Raw genomic sequence first — 22,640 nt, forward strand, 5'->3', positions numbered from 1 at the left:
GGGCGCGGGGCCCCCGGTCACCCGCGCCCGGACAACGCCGCGGCAAGCCGGGGCGACGCGTACTCGGTGCCCACCACGAACCGCATCAGGGGCCCGAACGACGAAGCCGCCTGGATCCCGGTGAAGTGCAGCCCCGGCACCGAAGAGCCGTATCCCCCGTCCAGCACCGGCGCGCCACGGCTTGTCACCAGCGCCGCCCGCAGTCCGCTGCCCAGGAAGCCGAGCGCCGCCACGTCCATCCGGTAGCCGGTCGCCGCCATCACATGATCCGCCGTCAGCTCCGCCGAGACACCGCCCCCGCCGCTGAGCGTCAGCACCGGCCTGCCTCCCCGAGCCCGCGCGCGGACCACGCGCCGCCCCTCGGTGACCCGGACCCGCCCGGTGAAGCGGTCCCGCAGCCACCACGCGCCCAGCGGTCCGAGTACCCGCCGGACCAGATAGTGCCTGGCCGGTGCGGGCAGATGGCGGACACGGGTGGCATGGTTCGACAGCGCCCAGAGCGACCAGGCATTGCCGAAGGGGGTGACGGGAGCAAGCCGCGGCTGACGGTCGGGGGCGTCACCGAAGGCCACCGCGCCCCGCGTCCTGGCCACGATCCGGACCGACGACGCGCCTGCCTCCGCCATCAGCACGGCGTTCTCCAGTGCGGACTGACCGGCGCCGACGACCACGACGTCCTGCCCGGCGAAACGGGTCAGATCGCGGTGGTGGGAGGTGTGCGAGACCAGGCCGCCCGCCGTCGGGTCCGCGGCGAGGCGGTCCATCGCATACGGCATCCGGGCCAGCCCCGACAGCCCGGTGGCGACCACCACCGCTCGGGCCTCGAACACCTCCCCCGAGTCCAGCTTCAGCTCGAAGGACCCGCTGGGGGTCCGGTCCACTGACACCACCCTGACGTCCTCAACGCCGGGCAGCAGCCGGGCCGCGAACCAGTCGCCGTACGCGGCGAAGTCCTCCACCCGGATCAGGTCCCAGTCCGACTCGTAGCGGGTGGTCCCGGTGTCCGCGCAGAAGTCGACCAGCCGGTGTCCCGGCTGCGGTGCGTCGATACTGGAAGCGACCGGGGTCGACTTCAGCAGCATTCCGGCGGGCATCCGCTCCCGCCAGCTCGCCATGGCCGAGCCGAAGACCCGGACCGGGACGCCGCGCCACATCAGATGGGCGGCGGCGGACAGCCCGTAAGGCCCCGCCCCGATGACAGCCACCGGACGAATCATGAGCAGTCCCCTCCCCAGGGTGCCGGGCCGGCCGGCCCGTTACTTGACCGCGGCGCCACCGCGGGTGGTGCTGCGCCAGAGCTGGTACAGATGCCTGGCACCCGGCACCGTGAGCCGCGCCAGCATGGCGAGCAGCGGCCGGAGATCGTCCCCGGCCAGCCAGGCCAGTTCGGTGCCGTTCGCCCGGGCGGGCGCGTGCGGGGTGGTGTAGCCGCTGTGGCGGTATGCGGCCAGTGCGGGCAGATCGATGTGCTCGACGACATAGCGGTGACCGGTCCGCTGCCCGCCCCCCGGCACCGGACGCCCCGTCAGATGAAGATGCTGCGCCCGTACGACATCGACGCCGGCCGCGTTCTCGAAGAGCCGGAACTGGGCGCCCATCCTCGGGTTGAAGTCGAGGAGTTTGTACTGCCCGTCGCGCCGGTCGTAGCGGAGATCGAGGTCGGCGATCCCGCTGAAACCGATCTCCTTCACGAACTGGGCCGCGATCCGCGCCAGTTCGGGGTTGTCCACCACGTACGCGCGGGCCGTCATCCCGGCGTGCGGAGGCCAGGACCGCACCTTGACCCCGGTGTACAGCGCCAGCGGCTCGGCATCCGCGCCGAAGTAGGCGTGCACGATCCAGTCCTCCGCCTCCTCCCGCGGCAGGTACTCCTGGAGGATCACTCCCGGCCGGTCACCCCAGCGCCGGGCGAGGGCGAGCAGGGATTCCGCGTCCGGGACGCGGGTGGTGCCGATGACGGCGGGCCGGCTCCTGCGGACGAACGCCTCGCGGTTCTTGGCGACGACCGGGAAGAGCGCGTGCGCGGCGAAGTCCTCGACGTCGGCGTACGAGTCGGGGAAGGCGGCGGCCGGCGACGCGACCCCGTGCTCCACGCACAGCTCGTGCAGCCCGCGCTTGCTGGCCAGCCGCCTGGGTAACTCCGGTGCCACCCGCGGGAAGAGAAAGGGCCCGCAGAGCGCGGCACGGTGCTCGGCGATCAGGACAGCGGCCTCTTCGTCGGTCGGAATCAGCACGGTCGGCCGGCCGATCAGACGCCCGATCCCCAGCAGACCGTCGACCAGCCGCTCGGGGTCCTCCGTTCCGGTGGTCGGCCAGACGAACGCCCTTTGCAGATAGCGGGACTGCGCGGCGGGCGTCCAGCGGTCCTCGGTGACGGCGTACATCGGGACCCCGAGTCTTCCGAGACTGCGGATCGCGCCGACACCGCCGTGGTGCAGTGGGTAGTTGCCGATCTTCACGATCAGACCGGGTACGTCCCGGTCGGCCGTGAACGAAGTCCTGCGGCTCGCCACATGTCCCCCCTAGGGCCAGGTCCCCGCTCCCGGCCGTTCCCCAGAGGGAAACTAAGGGGGGAATGACCCATTCCGCCTAGAAATTTCAGGACATTACGAACTCTTTAGGTACTGACGGTGCAGCCGCAGTCCACGTAACGTGTCCCTACCAAGACCCGAAAGCGAGGCAGCACCCGATGCCCGAGCAGAGCCCGCTCGACCTTCCCGAAGGCGATCCCTTCGGTCCGCACAATCTGCCCTACGGGGTCTTCTCCACCCGGGAAGAGCCCGGCCGGCGCCGGGTGGGTGTACGCATAGGCGATCACGTACTGGACGCGGGCGCGGCGGCAGTCGCGCTGGGGTCGCCGTACAGCAGACTGCTGGCGCACCCCTCCCTCAACCCGCTGCTCGCGGCGGGCCGAACGGCCTGGCGCGACGTACGGCGCGCGCTGACCGCCTGGGTCACCGTCCCGGCGCACCGCGCGGACATCGAGCCACTGCTGCACCCGCTGTCGGCCGTCACGCTGCACCTCCCCTACGAGGTCGCCGACTACGTCGACTTCTACGCGAGCGAGCACCACGCGACGAACGTCGGCAGGATCTTCCGCCCGGACTCGGAGGCGCTGACCCCCAACTGGAAGCATCTGCCGATCGGTTACCACGGCCGCTCGGGCACCGTCGTCGTCTCCGGCACGGATGTCGTGCGCCCCTCGGGCCAGCGCAAGGCGCCGTCGGACCCGGCGCCGGTCTTCGGTCCCTCGGTCAAGCTCGACATCGAGTCGGAGGTCGGTTTCGTCGTCGGCGTCCCGTCCCGCAGGGGCACCCCGGTCACGCTGGCCGACTTCCGTGAACACGTCTTCGGCCTGCAACTCCTCAACGACTGGTCGGCGCGCGACATCCAGGCCTGGGAGTACGTTCCGCTCGGCCCCTTCCTCGGCAAGTCCTTCGCCACCTCGGTCTCCGCCTGGGTGACCCCGCTGGAGGCCCTGGACGCGGCGAGAACAGCCCCGCCGGCCCGTGAGTTCCCGCTGCTGCCCTACCTCGACGACGCATCGGCCGAGGAGCCGGGCGGTTTCGATCTGCGCATCTCGGTGTCGGTCAACGGGCACCAGGTCTCGGCGCCGCCCTTCTCCGGCATGTACTGGACGGCCGCCCAGATGCTGGCCCATACGACGGTCAACGGGGCCTCGCTGCGTACCGGTGACCTCTTCGGCTCGGGCACGGTCAGCGGACCGGCAGCGGACCAGCGCGGCTCCCTTCTCGAACTCACCTGGAACGGCACCGAACCGCTCGGCCTCCCCGAGGGCAAGCGGACCTTCCTGGAGGACGGTGACGAGGTCACCATGACGGCCTGGGCGCCGGGCCCCGACGGCACCAGGGTCGGCCTCGGCGACGTGTCCGGAAGGATCGTGCCCGCACCATGAGCCGGGCGGAACCGACCCTGCCCGAAGAGCTGTTGCTGCTCGCGCTGGACCCGCAGCGGGGCAAGCCGTACTGCAGCGACCGCTACCTCCGGTACGCGATGGCCGGGGCGGTCCTGGCCGAGCTCGAACTCCAGGGCCGGATCTCCGCGTCACGCGACCGGGTGCAGGTGATCAAGCCGCTCGCGCCGCCCGATCCGCTGCTCGCTCAGATCATGGCGTCCCTGCCGGCCCCGGACAAGCGCGGGTCCGCCGGCGGCTTCGGCTGCCGGGGATGGATCCGGCGCACCGGCCGGCAGGTGGCGGGCCTGTATCTGGACCACCTGGTGAAGTACGGCGTCCTGCGCCGCGAGGTACACCGCTTCCTGGGCGTGTTCCCGTACGTCCGCCACCCGGCCGGCCCGGAGAACTGGTCACCCCAGGTCCGCTCCCGCTTCGCGGCGGCGGAAGCCGGCGGCTTCCCGGACCGCCGGAGCCGGCTGCTGGCCGGATTCGCGGCGGCCATCGGTCTGGGGCGGACGATCGCACAGGGCGGAAGGGCGTCACGGGCGGCGATGCGTGAGGCCATGCACGCGGAGTGGGCGCCCAACGCGGTGTACCGCAACGTCAGACAGGACAAGGCCAACCGGAGCGGCGGCTGATCCGGTCTCCGCTTCCCGCGGCTCCCGCTCCCGCCCATGGCCGCGGACGGGGCGGGGCGCGGTGGTCCGGGCGGCCGGTCCGGGGCGGGGCGGGGCGGGGCGGGGCGGGGAACGCTCCGCTCAGGCCGGAGGTTCGGCGTCGTCCGGACCGGCCAGTACGTCCAGTACGTCCTGCCCGTAGGTGGCCAGTTTCTTCTCGCCCAGCCCCGCGATCGTGCCCAGTTCGGAGAGCGAGCCCGGCCGCACCGTGGCGATCTCCCGGAGCGTCGCATCATGGAAGATCACATACGCCGGTACGCCCTGCTCCTTGGCCTGCCCCGCCCGCCATGCCCGCAGAGCGTCGAACACCGGTACCGCCTCGTCGGGCAGATCGGCGGCCACCCGCGCCTTCTTCTCACCCTTGGCGGTCCTCGCCACCGCGGCCCTCTCGGGCTCCTTGCGCAGCCGGACCTCCTGCTCACGGGCCAGCACCGAGCCGCTGGCCCCGGTCAGCACCAGCGTGCCGTACTCGCCCTCGACAGCCAGCAGACCCTGCGCGAGCAACTGCCTGACCACGCCCCGCCACTGGACGTCCGACAGGTCGTCGCCGATGCCGAAGACCGAGAGCTGGTCATGGTCGAACTGAATGACCTTGGCCGTCCTGCGGCCGAGCAGGATGTCGATGATCTGGCCGGCGCCGAACTTCTGCCTGCGTTCGCGCTCCAGCCGTACCACCGTGGAGAGCACCTTCTGTGCGGCCACCGTCCCGTCCCAGGTCTCGGGCGGGCTGAGGCAGGTGTCGCAGTTGCCGCAGGCAGGGGTCTCCGGATCCTGCCCGAAGTACTGGAGGAGCCGGGCGCGGCGGCAGTCGGCCGTCTCGCACAGGGCGAGCATCGAGTCGAGATGCGCGGCGGCCCGCCGCCGGAAGGACTCGTCGCCGTCCGAGCCCTGGATCATCTTCCGCTGCTGGACCACGTCCTGAAGCCCGTAGGTCATCCAGGCCGTGGACGGCAGCCCGTCCCGCCCGGCGCGGCCCGTCTCCTGGTAGTAGCCCTCCACGGACTTGGGCAGATCGAGGTGGGCGACGAACCGGACGTCGGGCTTGTCGATGCCCATCCCGAAGGCGATCGTCGCCACGACCACCAGTCCCTCCTCCCGCAGGAACCGGGACTGATGAACGGCGCGGGTGCCCGCGTCCAGGCCGGCGTGATACGGAACAGCCTCGATGCCGTGGCTGCAGAGGAACTGGGCGGTGCGCTCCACCGAGGCCCGCGAGAGGCAGTAGACGATCCCGGCGTCCCCGGGGTGTTCTTCCTTGAGGAAGGCGAGGAGCTGCTTCTTCGGGTCGTTCTTCGGCACGATCCGGTACTGGATGTTGGGGCGGTCGAAACCCGCCACGAAGTGCCGGGCACCGCTCATCCCGAGCCGCTGGGTGATCTCCTCGTGAGTGGCCTGAGTGGCCGTGGCCGTGAGGGCGATCCGCGGTACGCCGGGCCAGCGTTCGCCGAGCATCGAGAGGGCCAGGTAGTCCGGCCGGAAGTCATGGCCCCACTGCGCCACACAGTGCGCCTCGTCCACCGCGAACAGGGAGATCTCGGCCCGGCCGAGCAGTGCCACGGTGGCCTCCACCCGCAGCCGCTCCGGCGCCAGATAGAGCAGATCCAGCTCGCCCGCGAGCAGCTCGGCCTCCACCGTGCGCCGCTCGTCGAAATCCTGGGTGGAGTTGAGAAAGCCGGCCCGCACCCCCAGCGCGCGCAGCGCGTCCACCTGGTCCTGCATCAGCGCGATCAGCGGTGAGATCACCACCCCCGTGCCCGGCCGGACCAGCGCGGGGATCTGGTAGCAGAGGGACTTCCCGCCGCCGGTGGGCATCAGGACGACCGCGTCACCGCCGTCCACCACCTGCCCGATGATCTCTTCCTGCCGGCCGCGGAAGGCGTCGTAGCCGAAAACCCGGTGCAGGGTCTTCAGGGCTTCGCCCTGCGCTCGCTCCGCCACCGCCTCGCCGCTCCCGCTCATCGCGCCGTCCCCTGTCGTGCTCGTCCCTTGCCCGTGCTGCTGGTCACTCCAGCCACGATAGGGTCCCGCACTGACATCCCCGGACGCCCCGGCCCCCGGACAGCTCACCCAGTGAGACGCGAAATGAGACGCCGTGGTGGCAGATCTGCCACAGGCCCAGGGAAAAGACCAGGTCAGGCCCGCCGCCGCAGGGCCGCCCGGTGGCGCAACACTGCCGCAACACCAGTCGCCACCAACCGTCGGTATGGTCCACCGCATGCCAGCCGAACGCACCCGTGAGCACACCGCGCCGGTCGCCGCCGCGCGGCGGCGACGGCTCCGTGCCGACCAGGCACGGCAGCTCGCCGACCTGCTGCGCCGCCAGGTGCTCACCGGTGTGTTCTCCGGTGGCGTACTGCCCCACGAGGACGCGATCGGCACCGACTACCGGATGTCGCGCAACACCGTCAGGCAGGCGCTCGACCTGCTCCGCGCGGAGCAGCTCATCGAGCGGCAGCCGGGTGTCGGCACCGTCGTGGTCTGCGAGAAGTACTCCCACGGCCTGAACAGACTGCAGGGGCTCGCCGAGACCCTGTACGAGCAGGGGCAGGTCACCAACGAGGTGCGCACGGTCTGTCCGGTGCCCGCCCCCGCTCCCGTCGCCGGACGGCTGCGGATCCCCCAGCACACCGATGTGCTGTACATCGAGCGGCTGCGGCGGCTGAACGGACTGCCGCTCTCCCTCGACCTCACCTACGTCCCGATGGACATCGGGAGCCGACTGCTGGGCTGCGACCTGGAGAACACGGATGTGTTCCGGCTCCTCGAGAGCCTCAGCGGGCAGCCGCTGGGCACCGCCGAGATCACCCTTGAGGCCGTCAACGCCGACGCGCACTCCGCCGCCGTGCTCCAGGCTCCGCGTGGCGCTGCCGTGCTGATGCTGGAACGGCTCACCCATCTCTCCGACGGCAGGCCCGTCGACCTCGAGTTCATCCGCTTCCGCGGCGACCGGATCTCCATGAGCGGGCTGCTGCACCGCGCCCGCTGACCACCCCCGTACCTCACTTCCTGGAGACAGCTGTGCCTCTGGCCCCCCAGCGCGCCGACGTGCCCGTGACCATCGACGACTCGAAGTGCATCGACGGCTGCACCCTCTGCGTCGAGATGTGCCCGCTCGACTCCCTGGCGATCAACCCCGACAGCGGCAAGGCCTACATGCACGTGGACGAGTGCTGGTACTGCGGCCCGTGCGCCGCCCGCTGTCCCACCGGCGCGGTCACGGTCAACATGCCCTATCTGCTCCGGTGAAAGGCGCGAACCCCCATGCGACGTAAAGCGATTGCGTTGATCCCTCTGCTGGCCACCGCCATGGGCCTGCCGCTGGTCGCGGGCTGCGGCGGTGAGGCGAACGCCGGCGACGGCACGGTGACCGTCACCGTCGGGTACCAGTCCAAGACCATCAACACCGTGACCGCGGGGACCCTGCTGCGTTCCCTCGGCTCCTTCGAGAAGGAGCTGGCGGCACTGGGCGCACGCGACGGCATCAGGTACAAGGTGAAGTGGCAGGACTATGCGACGGGCGCGCCGATCACCGCCCAGATGACGGCGGGGAAGATCGACATCGGGTCGATGGGCGACTTCCCGCTGCTGATCAACGCGGCTCGCGGCACCCAGCTGCGCCGGCCGACCCGGCTGGTCTCGGTCACCGGCTACAACCTGCGCGGCGGCCTCAACACCATCGTCACCGAGCCCGGCTCCACGCTCACCTCGCTGGCGGACCTGCGCGGCAAGAAGGTCTCCACCAGCATCGGTTCCGCTGCTGACGGCACGCTCGTGAGGGCGCTCCAGCGGGAGGGCATCGACTCCGAGAAGGACATCCACAAGCTCAATCAGCAGCCGGCCGTCGGGGCGTCCGCGCTCCAGTCGGGCAGCGTGGACGCGCTCTCGCAGTTCGTCGCCTGGCCGGGCCAGCTGGCGTTCCAGCACAAGGCGACCGCGCTGTACGACGGGGCTGCGCTCAATCTGCCGACCTTCCACGGGGTGACCGCCCGCGAGGACTTCGCGAAGAAGCGCCCCGCCGTACTGAAGGCCTTTCTGCGCGCCCAGATCACCGCGACCGGCTATCTGCACGAACACCCCGTGCAGGCGGCGGAGAAGGTCGCGTCAGCGACCGGCCTGCCCGCCGAAGCGGTCTATCTCTACAACGGCGCGAACGGCATCGCGTCCTTCGATCCGACACTCAAGCCGCGGCTGGTCTCCGCGCTGAAGAAGGACGTCTCGATCCTGAAGGCCGAGAAACTGGTCGGTGACGTGGACGTCGACGGATTCGTCGACGACCGCTATGTGAAGGCGGCGTACGGCGCCGGATACGCCAAGCAGCTCGCCGTCACCGCCCCGGCTCCGCGGAGCGAGGTGTGGCTCAAGGGCGCCGACAGGACCAGGGCCTTCACGTCCCCGGCCCGGGCGCTCCACTACGCGGCGGGGCAGGGCGGCCGGGTCCGCGCCGTCTATGTCCCCGACGCGACCACCGGCACTCTCTGGTACGCCGACCACGCGGTGTGGGTGCGGGACGGCGCCGGGCTGAAGCCGTTCGTCACGGCGGCCACCGCACGGGCCTACGTCACGGCCCATCCGGGCGCCCGGCAGATCTCCTACGCAACCGCCCGGGCGAAGGCCACGTCATGAGGCACCATGCGCTGCGCGCCCTGTCACTGCTGGTGGCGCTGGGGGTGTGGCAGCTGCTGACCGGACTGCACATCAATCTGTGGCTGCGCTTCGAGCAGTTCCCGACCGTGGTGGACGTCGCGAGGGAGTTCGGGCACCGGCTGTCCAGCGGCACCTACTGGACGGATCTCACGGACAGCCTCACCCGGATCGTCATCGGCTTCGCCCTCGCGGCGGTCGCGGGTGTCGCGGTCGGGACTGCGGTCGCCCGCTCCCGTACCGCCGCCGACCTGCTCGGACCGGTACTCGAAGTGCTGCGCCCCATTCCCGCCATCGCCCTGGTTCCGGTGGCCATCCTGCTCTTCCCGAGCAACGAGCAGGGCATCGTCTTCATCACCTTCACCGCGGCGTTCTTCCCCGTCATGGTCTCCACCCGCCATGCGGTACGCGCCCTGACACCCGTCTGGGAGGAAGCCGTCCTGACCATGGGCGGCGGCCGCGGCCGGGTGCTGGTCTCCGTGGTGCTGCCCGGGGCGCTCCCCGGCATCTTCAGCGGACTCTCCGTCGGGATCGGCGTCTCATGGATCTGTGTGATCTCGGCGGAAATGATCTCCGGTGAGTACGGGGTCGGCTACCGGACCTGGCAGGACTACACCGTGGTCGACTACCCCGGTGTCTTCGTCGGCATGGCGAGCATCGGCCTGCTGGGCTGGCTGACATCGACCGCGGTCGAACAGCTGGGCCGGCGGCTGACCCGGTGGCTGCCGCGGACGGAGTCCGTGGCAGCGGCGCCGGCTGCGCGCACCGTACGGGCGACGGGTCCGGCGGCTCCGCCCCCGGGACCCCGGGACGGCGAACCGGCCGGGGAGACCACGGCCGGAAGGACCGCGGCCGGCCGACAGGTACCGCGCACCGGCCGGGACACCCGCACCCTCGTCGACAAGGAGGCGTGACCCATGACCACCTCACCGGAAACCGTCCTCTCCCCCGCCGGGGCCGCACCTCGCGGCGCGCGTCTGGCCCTGGACGCCGTGGCCCTGGGGCGTCCAGGGGCCCTCGTCATCGACAGCGTCACCCTCGACATCCGGCCGGGCGAGATCCTGACAGTCGTGGGCCCGTCCGGCTGCGGCAAATCCACCCTGCTGCGCACCCTCGCCGGGCTGCTCCCCCCGCTCGGCGGGGATGTCACCCAGGACGGCCGTCCGGTCACCGGGACATCGGCCGACCGCGCCCTGGTCTTCCAGGAGGACGCGCTGCTGCCCTGGCGCTCCCTGCGCGCCAACGTCGAACTGCCGCTCGCCATCCGGGGACTGAAGCGCCCGGAACGCCGCGAGCGAGCCGGCCGGTGGCTGGAACGGGTCGGGCTCTGCGACCGCGCCGCGTACCTGCCGCACCGGGTGTCCGGCGGCCAGCGCCAACGTGTCCAGCTCGCCCGTGCGCTGGCCGGAGAGCCGCGCGCCGTGCTCATGGACGAACCGTTCGGCGCGCTCGACGCGCAGACCAGGGCCGGCATGCAGCAGCTGCTGGTCGATGTGCTCGGCGGCACCGGGGCGACCGTCGTCTTCGTCACCCACGACGTGGACGAGGCCGTCTTCCTCGGTGACCGGATCGCTCTCCTGGGCGCCGGCCGCGTACTCGACGTGCCGGCCCCACGCGACCGCGGCGCGCATGACGCGAGCGCCACCCTTGCCCTGCGCCGCACCGTTCTCGACTCCCTCGGCACCTGACCCGCCACCTGATCCGCCGGCTGACCGGGGCATCCGGCCCGGCGATGGATCCGGCACCTGAGAGGCACCTCACCATGCAGATCCCCGCACTCGCCGACGCCGAGGAGCTGTCCTGCGACGTACTCGTCATCGGCGGCGGCACGGCCGGCACCATGGCCGCGCTCACCGCGGCCGAACAGGGAGCCCGGGTACTGCTCCTGGAGAAGGCGCACGTACGCCACTCGGGCGCACTGGCCATGGGCATGGACGGTGTCAACAACGCCGTGATCCCCGGCCGGGCCGAGCCCGACGACTACGTCGCCGAGATCACCCGTGCCAACGACGGCATCGTCGACCAGTCCACCGTCCGGCAGACGGCCACGCGCGGCTTCGCGATGGTGCAGCGCCTGGAGTCCTACGGTGTGAAATTCGAGAAGGACGAGCACGGCGAGTACGCCGTGCGCCAGGTGCACCGCTCGGGTTCCTACGTGCTGCCCATGCCGGAGGGCAAGGACGTCAAAAAGGTCCTGTACCGGCAGCTGCGGCGGCGGGAGATGCGTGAACGGATCCGGATCGAGAACCGGATCATGCCGGTGCGGGTACTGACCGGGGACGACGGCCGGGCCATCGGCGCCGCGGCCTTCAACACGCGTACCGGGCAGTTCGTTCCGGTACGGGCCGGAGCCGTCATCCTGGCCACCGGGCCCTGCGGCCGCCTCGGACTGCCCGCCTCCGGCTACCTCTACGGGACGTACGAGAACCCCACCAACGCGGGCGACGGCTATGCCATGGCGTACCACGCGGGCGCCGAGCTCACCGGCATCGAGTGCTTCCAGATCAATCCGCTGATCAAGGACTACAACGGCCCGGCCTGCGCGTATGTCGCCAACCCCTTCGGCGGCTACCAGGTCAACCGGCACGGCGAGCGGTTCGTGGACTCCGACTACTGGTCGGGGCAGATGATGTCCGAGTTCGCCGCGGAGGTGGCGAGCGACCGCGGCCCGGTCTACCTCAAGCTCAGCCATCTGCCCGAGGAGTCCGTGTCCGCCCTGGAATCGATCCTGCACTCCACCGAACGTCCCACCCGCGGCACCTTCCATGCCAACCGCGGCCACGACTACCGCACCCACGACATCGAGATGCACATCTCGGAGATCGGCCTCTGCGGCGGCCATTCGGCCTCCGGGGTACGGGTCGACGCGCACGCCAGGACCACCGTTCCCGGTCTCTACGCCGCTGGGGACCTGGCCTGCGTTCCGCACAACTACATGATCGGCGCCTTCGTCTTCGGCGATCTGGCGGGCGCGGACGCCGCCCGGCACCGGGTGTACGAGGGTGAACTTCCGCAGGACCAGCTGCGTGCGGCACACGATTTGATCTACCGGCCGCTGCGCACCCCGGACGGGCCTCCGCAGCCCCAGGTGGAGTACAAACTGCGCCGCTTCGTGAACGACTACGTCGCCCCGCCCAAGTCCGGTGCCCGGCTCTCGCTCGCCGTCGAGACCTTCGAGCGGATGCGGTCGGACATCGCGGAGATGGGCGCCCGGACACCGCACGAACTGATGCGGTGCGCCGAGGTCACCTTCATCCGGGACTGCGCGGAGATGGCGGCCCGTTCGTCACTGGCCCGTACGGAGTCCCGCTGGGGGCTCTACCACGAGCGTACGGACCATCCGGAGCGCGACGACGAGGAGTGGCTGCACCACCTCGACCTGCGCAAGTCGGCCACCGGGGCGATGGAGTTCACCGCACGACCGGTCGAGCCCTATCTGGTGCCGGTCGATGAGTACGCCCCGGCCGGCGGCGCGGTCCGGTTCATCGGCGAGGTCCATCCGCTGCCCGTCGCCACAGCCGGAACCCGCGAGCCGGCCCCGACGGGTTCCGGGGATCTCGCCCTGCCGGTCTCTCCGGTACCCGGACCGGGAGCCACCGCCGGCTCGCATTCCCCCCGGATCCTCGAACTGCACGCACTGGCCGATGAGGAGCCCGGACTCGACGATCTGCTGACCTATCTGACCGATCCCGATCCGGCGGTCCGGGCAGCCGCCGTGGCCACGGTCACCGAGACCGTCCCGGCCGGCGCCGGGCCCGCGCTCGCCGTCACGCTCACCGACGAGGACGCGACCGTGCGTGCGGCGGCCGCGGCTTCTCTGCTGGAACTGGTCGAAGTGCTGCCCCCGGACGCCGAGTTGGGCACGTCTCTGATCTCGGCCACCGGCAGCGACGACCCCCGGGTGCGCGCCACCTCGCTGGATGTCCTGCGCGCCCTGCGGCTGGGTGACACCGCGCTCTTCGCCGCCGCGCTGGCGGACCCGGTCATCGACGTGCGTATCGAGGCGGTACGGGCGCTGGTCTCGGTGGACGCGGTCGACGTCCTGGCGGGAGCCGCCGGCGACCCGTCCCGCGAGGTGCGAGTGGGCGTCGCCAAGGGGCTCGGCGCGACCGCCGCGGGACCGCACCGTCTGGAACCGCTGACCCGCGACCCCGACGTGCTGGTCCGCGCCGCCGCCTTCGCGTCCCTGGCCGCAACGGGCTGCCCGGCCCCGCTGGCCGAAGCCGCCCGCGACGCGCTGAGCGACCCCGCATGGCAGGTACGGGCCGGCGCGGCCGCCGGCCTGTCCTCGGCCGCCTCGGGGCCGGCGGTGCCTGCACTCGCCAGGGCTCTGCGTGACCACAACGCCGATGTCCGCAAGGCGGCCGTAATCGCCCTGCTCAGGCACACCACGGACGAGGCGGGGGCGGCGCTGGCCACGGCCGTCGACGACCCGGACGCGGACGTCCGCGCGTACGCGGGCCGTGCCGCCACGGTCTGACGCGGGCTGAGCAGGACGCACACCTCGACAACCTGATGGGCCACCAGCACCTCACCGCCTGCATGACCGCGGTCAGGCGGGCTGCCACAGCTCGACCCGATTGCCCTCAGGATCGGTAACCCAGCCGAATCGCCCGACACCCTCCATGTCCTGCGTCTCTTCGGCCACGTCCGCTCCTGAGGCGCGCAGTTGCGCGAGCATCGCATCCAGGTCTCGGACCCGGAAGTTGAGCATGGTCTGCTGGGCACGGGACCCGAAGTAGTCGGACTCGGACTCGAACGTGGCGAACACCGTCGGCCCGGATCCCTGACGCCACAGACCGTGGTCGTCGGCGTCCAACCCCAGGCGATCGCGATACCACGCGCTCAGGACCGCGGGGTCTGCAGCCCGCATGAAGTATCCGCCGATTCCGAGCACACGTTCCATGCTGTCATCTTGCCAGGACAACAACCGGATGGGGTGGCACCACACCCCGTCTCCATCGTGCCGCACACACAGAACGCCGGGCGGGCTTGAAGGATCCAGCCCGCCCGGCGTCCGCCGAAGCCAAGTGCGGCCGGGAGGCGGCCGCCTGCGGTGGTTACCGCACGAACACGCTCGCCTGGCCGGCCAGATCCAGGAAGTACTGCGGCGCGACGCCGAGCACCAGAGTGACCGCTACGCCCATCCCGATCGTGGTCATGGTCAGCGGCGAGGGGACGGCGACGGTAGGGCCGTCGGCCTTCGGCTCGCTGAAGAACATCAGCACGATGACCCGAATGTAGAAGAACGCGGCGATGGCTGAAGAGATCACACCGACCACGACAAGAGCGCCGGCCCCGCCGTCGGCCGCCGCCTTGAACACCGCGAACTTCCCGCTGAAGCCACTGGTCAGCGGGATACCCGCGAAGGCGAGCAGAAAGACCGCGAAGACCGCGGCCACCAGCGGTGAACGGCGCCCGAGCCCGGCCCACTTGGACAGGTGGGTCGCCTCGCCGCCGGCGTCCCGCACCAGCGTGACCACCGCGAACGCGCCGATCGTCACGAAGGAGTACGCGGCCAGATAGAAGAGCACCGAGCTGATGCCGTCCGGGGTGGTCGCGATGACACCGGCCAGGATGAACCCGGCGTGTGCGATCGAGGAGTAGGCCAGCAGCCGCTTGATGTCGGTCTGGGTGATGGCGACGATCGCACCACCGAGCATCGTGATGATCGCGACGGCCCACATGACTGGCCGCCAGTCCCAGCGCATCCCGGGCAGTACCACGTACAGGAGCCGCAGCAGGGCGCCGAAAGCGGCCACCTTGGTGGCCGCCGCCATGAAGCCGGTGACCGGCGTCGGGGCGCCCTGGTAGACATCCGGGGTCCACATGTGGAACGGCACCGCGCCGACCTTGAAGAGCAGTCCCATGAGAATCATCGCCCCGCCGATGAGCAGCAGCGCGTCGTTGCCCATGGTGGAGGCGAGTGCCGGGTCGATGTTCTGGACCGTGCCGTCGACGACATCGGCGATCCGCGCGTAGGAGACCGAACCTGCGTAGCCGTACAGCAGCGCGATCCCGAAGAGCAGGAAGGCCGACGAGAACGCCCCCAGCAGGAAGTACTTCACCGCGGCCTCCTGCGACATCAGCCGCTTGCGGCGGGCCACCGCACACAGCAGGTAGAGCGGGAGGGAGAAGACCTCCAGCGCCACGAAGAGCGTCAGCAGGTCGTTGGCCGCCGGGAAGACCAGCATGCCGCCGATCGCGAAGAGGGCCAGCGGGAACACCTCGGTGGTGGTGAAGCCCGCCCTGACCGCGTTCTGTTCGCTCGTGCTGCCCGGAACGGAAGCGGCCTGCGCGGCGAACGAGTCGACGCGGCTTCCGTGCGCCTCGGGGTCGAGCCTGCGCTCGGCGAAGGTGAAGACCGCCACCAGCGACGCCAGCAGGATGGTGCCCTGCAGAAACAGCGCGGGTCCGTCGACCGCCACGGCCCCCATCGCCGCGATGTGCGCCTTGGTGGAGCCGTAGCCGCCGGCCGCGAGAGCGACGACCGCTGCGAAGGACGCGGCGATCGCCACCACCGTCAGGAACACCTGGGCGTAGTAACGGCTCTTGCGCGGCACGAATGCCTCGACCAGAACACCCAGCAGCGCGGCGCCCAGGACGATCAGCGTCGGCGAGAGCTGCGCGTACTCGATGTGCGGAGCCGGGATCTTGGCAATGGGGTTGGCCGCCCCCATTGTCCACAGGCTGTGGACAGCTGTTGCGCTCACTTCGCGGCCTCCACTGCGGGCACGGAAGGACGGGGGTCCTTCTTCTGGACATCGGACATGGTGTGCTTCACGGCCGGATTGACGATCTCCGTCAGCGGCTTGGGATAGACACCGAGGAAGACCAGCAGGGCGATCAGCGGCAGCACCACGACCAGCTCACGGACCTTGAGATCGGCCATGCCCTCCACGGCGGCCTTGACCGGTCCGGTCATCGTCCGCTGGTAGAGCACCAGGACATAGAGCGCGGCCAGCACGATGCCGAGGGTCGCGACGATCCCGGCGACCGGGTAGGCACTGAACGCGCCGACCAGGACGAGGAACTCACTGACGAACGGGGCGAGCCCGGGCAGCGACAGGGTGGCGAGGCCGCCGATCAGAAAGGTCCCGGCGAGCACCGGGGCCACCTTCTGCACCCCGCCGAAGTCGCTGATCAGCCGCGAGCCGCGGCGCGAGATCAGGAAGCCCGCCACCAGCATCAGGGCAGCGGTCGAGATCCCGTGGTTGACCATGTAGAGCGTCGCGCCCGACTGGCCCTGGGTGGTCATCGCGAAGATGCCCAGGACGATGAAGCCGAAGTGCGAGATCGACGCATAGGCGATCAGCCGCTTGATGTCCCGCTGGCCGACCGCGAGGAGCGCACCGTAGATGATGCTGATCAGGGCCAGGACCAGGATCACCGGGGTCGCCCACTTGCTCGCCTCCGGGAAGAGCTGGAGGCAGAAGCGCAGCATCGCGAAGGTGCCGACCTTGTCGACGACCGCGGTGATCAGTACGGCGACCGGCGCGGTGGACTCGCCCATGGCGTTCGGCAGCCAGGTGTGCAGCGGCCAGAGCGGCGCCTTCACCGCGAACGCGAAGAAGAAGCCGAGGAAGAGCCAGCGCTCGGTGGATGTCGCCATGTGCAGCGAGCCGTTGGCCCGTGCCGCGACGATCTCCTGGAGCGAGAAGTTCCCCGCGACCACGTACAGGCCGATGACCGCGGCCAGCATCAGCAGACCGCCGACCAGGTTGTAGAGCAGGAACTTCACTGCCGCGTAGGAGCGCTGGGTCGCCGCTGCCTCGTCGCCGCCGGCGTGCGCCCGGTCCCCGAAGCCTCCGATGAGGAAGTACAGCGGGATGAGCATCGCTTCGAAGAGGACATAGAAGAGGAAGACGTCGGTGGCCTCGAAGGAGAGGATCACCATGGCCTCGACGGCCAGGATCAGGGCGAAGAAGCCCTGCGTCGGCCGCCACCGGTACGGCCGGGCGCCGTTGGCGCCTTTCTCGCTCGAACGGAGTGGAGAGTCCGGGGAAGGGTCGGCGTCGTGCCAGCCCGCCAGGATCACGAACGGGACGAGCAGGGCGGTCAGCGCGAGCATGGCCAGCCCGATGCCGTCCACCCCCAGCTCGTACCGCACTCCGAAGTCCTTGATCCAGGCGTGCGATTCGGTGAGCTGGTACCTGTCGCCGCCCGGTTCGAACCGTACGAGCTGGATGGCGGCCAGCGCCATCGTGCCGAGCGAGACCAGCAGCGCGAGCCACTTCGCGGCGGTGCGCCGGGCGGCCGGGACCGCGGCGGTGGCGATCGCGCCGACCGCCGGGAGCGCGGCCGTTGCCGTCAGTAGAGGAAAGGACATCGTGATCAGACCGCCCTCATCAGCAGGGTCGCGGCGACGAGAATCACTGCGCCGCCGAACATCGAGACCGCGTAACTGCGGGCGTAGCCGTTCTGCAGCTTGCGCAGCCGGCCGGAGAGCCCGCCGAACGAGGCGGCCGTGCCGTTGACGACGCCGTCGACCAGCGTGTGGTCGAGATAGACCAGCGACCGGGTGAGGTGCTCGCCTCCGCGGACCAGGACCACGTGGTTGAAGTCGTCCTGGAGGAGATCGCGCCGGGCCGCCCGGGTGAGCAGCGAGCCGCGCGGAGCGGTCGCGGGCACCGGTTTGCGGCCGTAGACCAGCCAGGCGATGGCGACACCGATCACCAGGACCACCATGGTGGCTCCGGTGACCGTGCCGGCGCTGACCGGCGAATCGCCCTCGGAGTGCCCGGTGATGGGCTCGAGCCAGTGCACGAAGCGGTCGCCGATGCTGAAGAACCCACCGGCGAAGACCGAACCGAAGGCCAGGATGATCATGGGGATGGTCATCGACCTGGGAGACTCGTGCGGGTGCGGCTGGTTGCCTTCCGCGTCGGCCTCCCAGCGCTTCTCGCCGAAGAACGTCATCAGCATGACCCGGGTCATGTAGAACGCGGTGATCCCGGCGCCCAGCAGAGCCGCGCCGCCGAGGATCCAGCCCTCGGTACCGCCCTTGGCGAAGGCCGCCTCGATGATCTTGTCCTTGGAGAAGAAGCCGGACAGGCCGGGGAAGCCGATGATGGCCAGATAGCCGAGTCCGAAGGTCACGAACGTCACCGGCATGTACTTCCGCAGCCCGCCGAACTTCCGCATGTCCACTTCGTCGTTCATGCCGTGCATGACCGAACCGGCACCGAGGAAGAGCCCGGCCTTGAAGAAGCCGTGGGTGACCAGGTGCATGATCGCGAAGGCGTAGCCGATCGGGCCGAGGCCGGCGGCCAGCACCATGTAGCCGATCTGCGACATGGTGGAACCGGCCAGGGCCTTCTTGATGTCGTCCTTCGCGCAACCGACGATCGCACCGAAGAGCAGCGTCACGGCTCCGACCACGACCACCGCGGTCTGTGCGTCGGGTGCGGCGTTGAAGATCGCTCCGGACCGGGTGATCAGATACACGCCCGCGGTCACCATCGTCGCCGCGTGGATCAGGGCCGAGACCGGGGTCGGGCCCTCCATCGCGTCACCGAGCCAGGACTGCAGCGGCACCTGTGCGGACTTTCCGCAGGCGGCCAGCAGCAGCATCAGCCCGATTGCGGTGAGCTTGCCCTGTGAGGCATCCCCCGCCGAGTGCAGCACTGGCCCGAAGGCGAAGGTGCCGAAGGTGGTGAACATCAGCATGATCGCGATGGACAGCCCCATGTCGCCGACCCGGTTGACGATGAACGCCTTCTTGGCGGCCGTCGCGGCACTCGGCTTGTGCTGCCAGAAACCGATCAGCAGGTAGGACGCGAGACCGACGCCCTCCCAGCCGACGTAGAGCAGCAGGTAGTTGTCGGCGAGGACCAGCAGCAGCATGGCCGCGAGGAAGAGGTTGAGATAGCCGAAGAAGCGGCGGCGCCGCTCGTCGTGCTCCATGTAGCCGATCGAGTAGATGTGGATCAGCGTGCCCACACCGGAGATCAGCAGCACGAAGGTCATCGACAGCTGGTCGAGCTGGAAGGCGGCATCGGCCTTGAAGCCGGCCACCGGAACCCAGCTGAACAAGTACTGGTGCAGGGCCCGGTCGTCGGCGTTCTTGCCGAGCATGTCCGCGAAGAGGATCGCGGCGATCACGAACGACGCGCCGGCGAACAGCGTGCCGAGCCAGTGGCCGATGCGGTCGAACCGCCGCCCACCGCAGAGCAGGACGACCGCTCCGAGCAAAGGCGCTGCAATCAGCAGCGCAATCAGGTTCTCCACTGTTCAGCGACCCCTTACAGCTTCATCAGGCTGGCGTCGTCGACCGAGGCCGAGTGGCGGGAACGGAAGAGCGACACGATGATCGCGAGCCCGACCACGACCTCGGCGGCGGCAACGACCATCGTGAAGAAGGCGATGACCTGGCCGTCGAGATTGCCGTGCATACGGGAGAAGGCGACGAACGCCAGGTTGCAGGCGTTGAGCATCAGCTCCACGCACATGAAGACCACAATGGCGTTCCGCCTGATCAGCACCCCGGCCGCGCCGATGGTGAACAACAGCGAGGCGAGATACAGATAGTTGACCGGATTCACTTCGTCGCCTCCTCTTCGTCACGGCCGCGGTCGTGACCGTGGTCCCGGTCGTACGCGGAGTCACGGTCGCCGGCGAGTTCGACGTCGTGGCCGTGTCCCGCATCCCGGCCGAGCCGCTCCTCCGACCGCTTCTCCAGGGCCCTGAGATCGGCCAGGGCCTCGCTGGACACATCACGGATCTGACCGCGCTGGCGCAGCGTCTGCATGACGGTGAGCTCGGCCGGTGTGCCGTCGGGGAGAAGTCCCGCGACGTCCACCGCGTTGTGCCGGGCGTAGACACCGGGAGCGGGCAGCGGCGGCAGCTGCTTTCCGCGCACCCGCTCCGCGGCCAGCTCGCGCTGGGTCTTCGCCCGCTCGGTGCGCTCCCGGTGGGTGAGCACCATCGCGCCGACCGCCGAGGTGATCAGCAGAGCACCGGTGATCTCGAAGGCGAAGACGTACTTGGTGAAGATGAGGGCCGCGAGCCCCTCCACATTGCCGCCGGCGTTGGCCTGACCCAGTCCGGTGAAGTGGGAGAGCGAGGCGTTGCCGATGCCCGCGATCAGCAGGATCCCGAAGCCGAGTCCACAGGCCAGCGCCAGCCAGCGCTGCCCCTTGATGGTCTCGGTGAGCGAGTCCGCGGCCGTGACACCGACCAGCATGACCACGAAGAGGAACAGCATCATGATCGCGCCGGTGTAGACGACGATCTGGACGACGCCGAGGAAGTAGGCGCCGTTGGCGAGATAGAAGACCGCCAGGATGATCATGGTCCCGGCGAGGCTCAGCGCGCTGTGCACGGCCTTCTTCATCAGCACGGTGGAGAGTGCGCCGATCACCGCGACCGTGCCGAGCACCCAGAACTGGAAGGCCTCACCGGTGGAGGTAAGGGTGTTCACCGCTCCGCCCCCTCTCCTGCCTGAGCGCTTCCTTCGGACCGCGCGGACGCGGACTGCTCCCGGCCGGGCGACTCGCCCTTGGAGACCGCGACCTGGCGGACCGTGCCGGGCGCGGCCTCGGTCACCAGGCCCCGGTAGTAATCCTGTTCGTCGGTGCCGGGGAAGATCGAGTGCGGCGACTCGACCATGCCTTCCTCGAGCCCGGCGAGCAGCTGCTCCTTGGTGTAGATCAGGTTGGCCCGGCTGGTGTCGGCCAGCTCGAACTCGTTGGTCATCGTGAGCGCCCTGGTCGGGCATGCCTCGATGCAGAGTCCGCAGAGGATGCACCGGGCGTAGTTGATCTGATAAACGCGGCCGTAGCGTTCGCCCGGGGAGTAACGCTCCTCCTCGGTGTTGTCCTCGCCCTCCACGTAGATCGCGTCCGCCGGACAGGCCCAGGCGCAGAGCTCGCACCCGATGCATTTCTCCAGGCCGTCCGGATGCCGGTTGAGCTGGTGCCGCCCGTGGAAGCGCGGCGCCGTGGTCTTCTCCTGCTCCGGGTACTGCTCGGTCAGCCGCTTCTTGAACATGGCCTTGAAGGTCACGCCGAAGCCGGCCACCGGGTTCAGCCACGGGGTCTTGGGGGTGTCCCCGTCGGAAGAGCGGTCAGGCATCGTCAGCCTCCTTTCCGTCACTCACAGTGTCCACGCCACCACTGACAATCAGCTCCCGCTCGGAGCGGGAGCGCCGCCGCGGTACCGGCGGAAGGGTCTGCCCGGGCAGGGGCGGTACGGGGAATCCGCCCGCCATCGGGTCGAACTCGGCCTCGGGACGGTCCTCTTCGGCCGCCGCCTTCTCCCGCTTGTCGCGGAAGATGTCGTACACGAAGGAGAGCAGCAGGATCGCCACGACGGCCCCGGCCACGTACAGCACCACCGAGGTGAAGTCGTAGTTCTCGTTCCGCAGCGCCCGTACGGTCGCGACCAGCATCAGCCAGACCACCGAGACCGGGATCAGGACCTTCCAGCCCAGCTTCATCAGCTGGTCGTAGCGGACGCGGGGCAGCGTGCCGCGCAGCCAGATGAAGCCGAACAGCAGCAGCTGGACCTTGATCACGAACCAGAGCATCGGCCACCAGCCGTGGTTCGCGCCCTCCCAGTACGTCGAGATCGGCGCCGGGGCCCGCCAGCCGCCGAGGAAGAGCGTCGCGGAGACCGCCGAGACGGTGACCATGTTGACGTACTCGGCCAGCATGAACATCGCGAACTTGATCGACGAGTACTCGGTGTTGAAGCCGCCGACCAGGTCTCCCTCGGACTCCGGCATGTCGAAGGGTGCACGGTTGGTCTCACCGATCATCGTGACGATGTAGATGATGAAGGAGACCGGCAGCAGGACGATGAACCAGCGGTCCTTCTGGGCGTCGACGATCGCCGAGGTCGACATCGACCCGGAGTAGAGGAAGACCGAGGCGAAGGCCGCTCCCATCGCGATCTCGTAGCTGATCATCTGCGCGCAGGACCGCAGACCGCCGAGCAGCGGATAGGTCGAGCCGGACGACCAGCCCGCCAGCACGATGCCGTAGATGCCCACCGAAGCGACCGCGAGGATGTAGAGCATCGCGATCGGCAGGTCGGTGAGCTGCATCGTCGTACGGTGGCCGAAGATCGACACCTCGTTGCCCGAGGGACCGAAGGGAATCACCGCGATGGCCATGAAGGCGGGGATCGCTGCGACGATCGGCGCGAGGACGTAGACGACCTTGTCGGCCCGTTTGACGATCAGGTCTTCCTTCAGCATCAGCTTGATGCCGTCGGCCAGCGACTGGAGCATGCCCCAGGGGCCGTGCCGGTTGGGCCCGATGCGCAGCTGCATCCAGGCGACCACCTTGCGCTCCCACACGATGGAGAAGAGCACGGTGATCATCAGGAAGGCGAAGCAGAAGACGGCCTTGATGACGACGAGCCACCAGGGGTCCCGTCCGAACATCGACAGGTCCTCGGCT

General features: G+C 69.8%; 18 protein-coding genes and 1 pseudogene. 8 read left to right on the forward strand and 11 right to left on the reverse strand.

Annotated elements, in window-relative coordinates:
• Positions 1-17: 17 nt before the first annotated feature.
• Together OHS16_RS12580 and OHS16_RS12585 are read right to left on the reverse strand one after the other, a co-directional pair.
• The gene (locus OHS16_RS12580) at positions 18-1,217 is read right to left on the reverse strand and encodes an FAD-dependent oxidoreductase (RefSeq protein ID WP_328537270.1); all 1,200 of its coding nucleotides are present in this window, start codon (positions 1,215-1,217) and stop codon (positions 18-20) included.
• Positions 1,218-1,256: 39 nt separating this feature from the next.
• Positions 1,257-2,513: a carboxylate--amine ligase gene (locus tag OHS16_RS12585; RefSeq protein WP_328537271.1), complete on the reverse strand. Its 1,257-nt coding sequence runs from the start codon at positions 2,511-2,513 to the stop codon at positions 1,257-1,259.
• A 176-nt stretch (positions 2,514-2,689) separates the two neighbouring features.
• On the opposite strand from OHS16_RS12585, the gene fahA reads away from it, so the two are divergent.
• The gene (gene fahA, locus OHS16_RS12590; protein WP_328537272.1) at positions 2,690-3,916 is read left to right on the forward strand and encodes a fumarylacetoacetase; all 1,227 of its coding nucleotides are present in this window, start codon (positions 2,690-2,692) and stop codon (positions 3,914-3,916) included.
• Entirely contained in the window at positions 3,913-4,554 is a 642-nt protein-coding gene (locus tag OHS16_RS12595; RefSeq protein WP_328537273.1) for a GOLPH3/VPS74 family protein, read from the forward strand. Before fahA ends, OHS16_RS12595 begins: the two co-directional genes overlap by 4 nt.
• A gap of 123 nt (positions 4,555-4,677) precedes the next feature.
• On the opposite strand, the pseudogene recQ reads toward OHS16_RS12595, so the two are convergent.
• Positions 4,678-6,552, reverse strand: a pseudogene (gene recQ / locus OHS16_RS12600) (DNA helicase RecQ); the annotation flags it as partial.
• A 256-nt stretch (positions 6,553-6,808) separates the two neighbouring features.
• Here recQ and OHS16_RS12605 point away from each other — a divergent pair.
• The 6 genes from OHS16_RS12605 (at position 6,809) to OHS16_RS12630 (ending at position 13,714) form a co-directional block, all read left to right on the forward strand.
• The gene (locus OHS16_RS12605) at positions 6,809-7,579 is read left to right on the forward strand and encodes a GntR family transcriptional regulator (RefSeq protein WP_328537275.1); all 771 of its coding nucleotides are present in this window, start codon (positions 6,809-6,811) and stop codon (positions 7,577-7,579) included.
• 32 nt (positions 7,580-7,611) lie between these two features.
• On the forward strand, positions 7,612-7,839 hold the full coding sequence (locus OHS16_RS12610) for a 4Fe-4S dicluster domain-containing protein (RefSeq protein ID WP_328537276.1): 228 nt from the start codon (positions 7,612-7,614) through the stop codon (positions 7,837-7,839).
• Positions 7,840-7,854: 15 nt separating this feature from the next.
• Positions 7,855-9,216, forward strand: a complete 1,362-nt coding sequence (locus tag OHS16_RS12615; RefSeq protein WP_328537277.1) for an ABC transporter substrate-binding protein — start codon at positions 7,855-7,857, stop codon at positions 9,214-9,216.
• Positions 9,213-10,148, forward strand: a complete 936-nt coding sequence (locus OHS16_RS12620; protein WP_328537278.1) for an ABC transporter permease — start codon at positions 9,213-9,215, stop codon at positions 10,146-10,148. Before OHS16_RS12615 ends, OHS16_RS12620 begins: the two co-directional genes overlap by 4 nt.
• A 3-nt stretch (positions 10,149-10,151) precedes the next feature.
• Positions 10,152-10,922, forward strand: a complete 771-nt coding sequence (locus OHS16_RS12625) for an ABC transporter ATP-binding protein (RefSeq protein ID WP_328537279.1) — start codon at positions 10,152-10,154, stop codon at positions 10,920-10,922.
• Positions 10,923-10,996: 74 nt separating this feature from the next.
• Positions 10,997-13,714 carry a fumarate reductase/succinate dehydrogenase flavoprotein subunit gene (locus OHS16_RS12630; protein WP_328537280.1) on the forward strand — a complete coding sequence of 906 codons (2,718 nt, stop codon included), beginning with the start codon at positions 10,997-10,999 and terminating at the stop codon, positions 13,712-13,714.
• A gap of 72 nt (positions 13,715-13,786) precedes the next feature.
• Here OHS16_RS12630 and OHS16_RS12635 read toward each other — a convergent pair whose 3' ends face one another.
• From OHS16_RS12635 to nuoH, 8 genes are all read right to left on the reverse strand, one after another.
• Positions 13,787-14,140 (reverse strand): VOC family protein, encoded by a 354-nt coding sequence (locus OHS16_RS12635; protein ID WP_328537281.1) that lies wholly within the window; start codon positions 14,138-14,140, stop codon positions 13,787-13,789.
• A 154-nt stretch (positions 14,141-14,294) separates the two neighbouring features.
• Positions 14,295-15,947: an NADH-quinone oxidoreductase subunit NuoN gene (nuoN, locus tag OHS16_RS12640; protein WP_328537282.1), complete on the reverse strand. Its 1,653-nt coding sequence runs from the start codon at positions 15,945-15,947 to the stop codon at positions 14,295-14,297.
• Positions 15,944-17,563, reverse strand: coding sequence for an NADH-quinone oxidoreductase subunit M (locus tag OHS16_RS12645; RefSeq protein ID WP_328537283.1), 1,620 nt, complete (start codon positions 17,561-17,563; stop codon positions 15,944-15,946). Before OHS16_RS12645 ends, nuoN begins: the two co-directional genes overlap by 4 nt.
• A gap of 5 nt (positions 17,564-17,568) precedes the next feature.
• Positions 17,569-19,464: an NADH-quinone oxidoreductase subunit L gene (nuoL, locus tag OHS16_RS12650; RefSeq protein WP_328537284.1), complete on the reverse strand. Its 1,896-nt coding sequence runs from the start codon at positions 19,462-19,464 to the stop codon at positions 17,569-17,571.
• 14 nt (positions 19,465-19,478) lie between these two features.
• Positions 19,479-19,778, reverse strand: coding sequence for an NADH-quinone oxidoreductase subunit NuoK (nuoK, locus tag OHS16_RS12655; RefSeq protein WP_250299134.1), 300 nt, complete (start codon positions 19,776-19,778; stop codon positions 19,479-19,481).
• Complete coding sequence (locus OHS16_RS12660; protein WP_328537285.1) at positions 19,775-20,656, reverse strand: NADH-quinone oxidoreductase subunit J; 882 nt, start codon at positions 20,654-20,656, stop codon at positions 19,775-19,777. The genes nuoK and OHS16_RS12660 overlap by 4 nt, the downstream gene beginning before the upstream one ends.
• The gene (gene nuoI, locus OHS16_RS12665; protein WP_328537286.1) at positions 20,653-21,309 is read right to left on the reverse strand and encodes an NADH-quinone oxidoreductase subunit NuoI; all 657 of its coding nucleotides are present in this window, start codon (positions 21,307-21,309) and stop codon (positions 20,653-20,655) included. Before nuoI ends, OHS16_RS12660 begins: the two co-directional genes overlap by 4 nt.
• Positions 21,302-22,624, reverse strand: a complete 1,323-nt coding sequence (nuoH, locus tag OHS16_RS12670; protein WP_328540820.1) for an NADH-quinone oxidoreductase subunit NuoH — start codon at positions 22,622-22,624, stop codon at positions 21,302-21,304. The genes nuoI and nuoH overlap by 8 nt, the downstream gene beginning before the upstream one ends.
• Positions 22,625-22,640 lie beyond the last annotated feature (16 nt).

It is taken from the genome of Streptomyces sp. NBC_00344, from assembly GCF_036088315.1.
Lineage (GTDB): Bacteria > Actinomycetota > Actinomycetes > Streptomycetales > Streptomycetaceae > Streptomyces.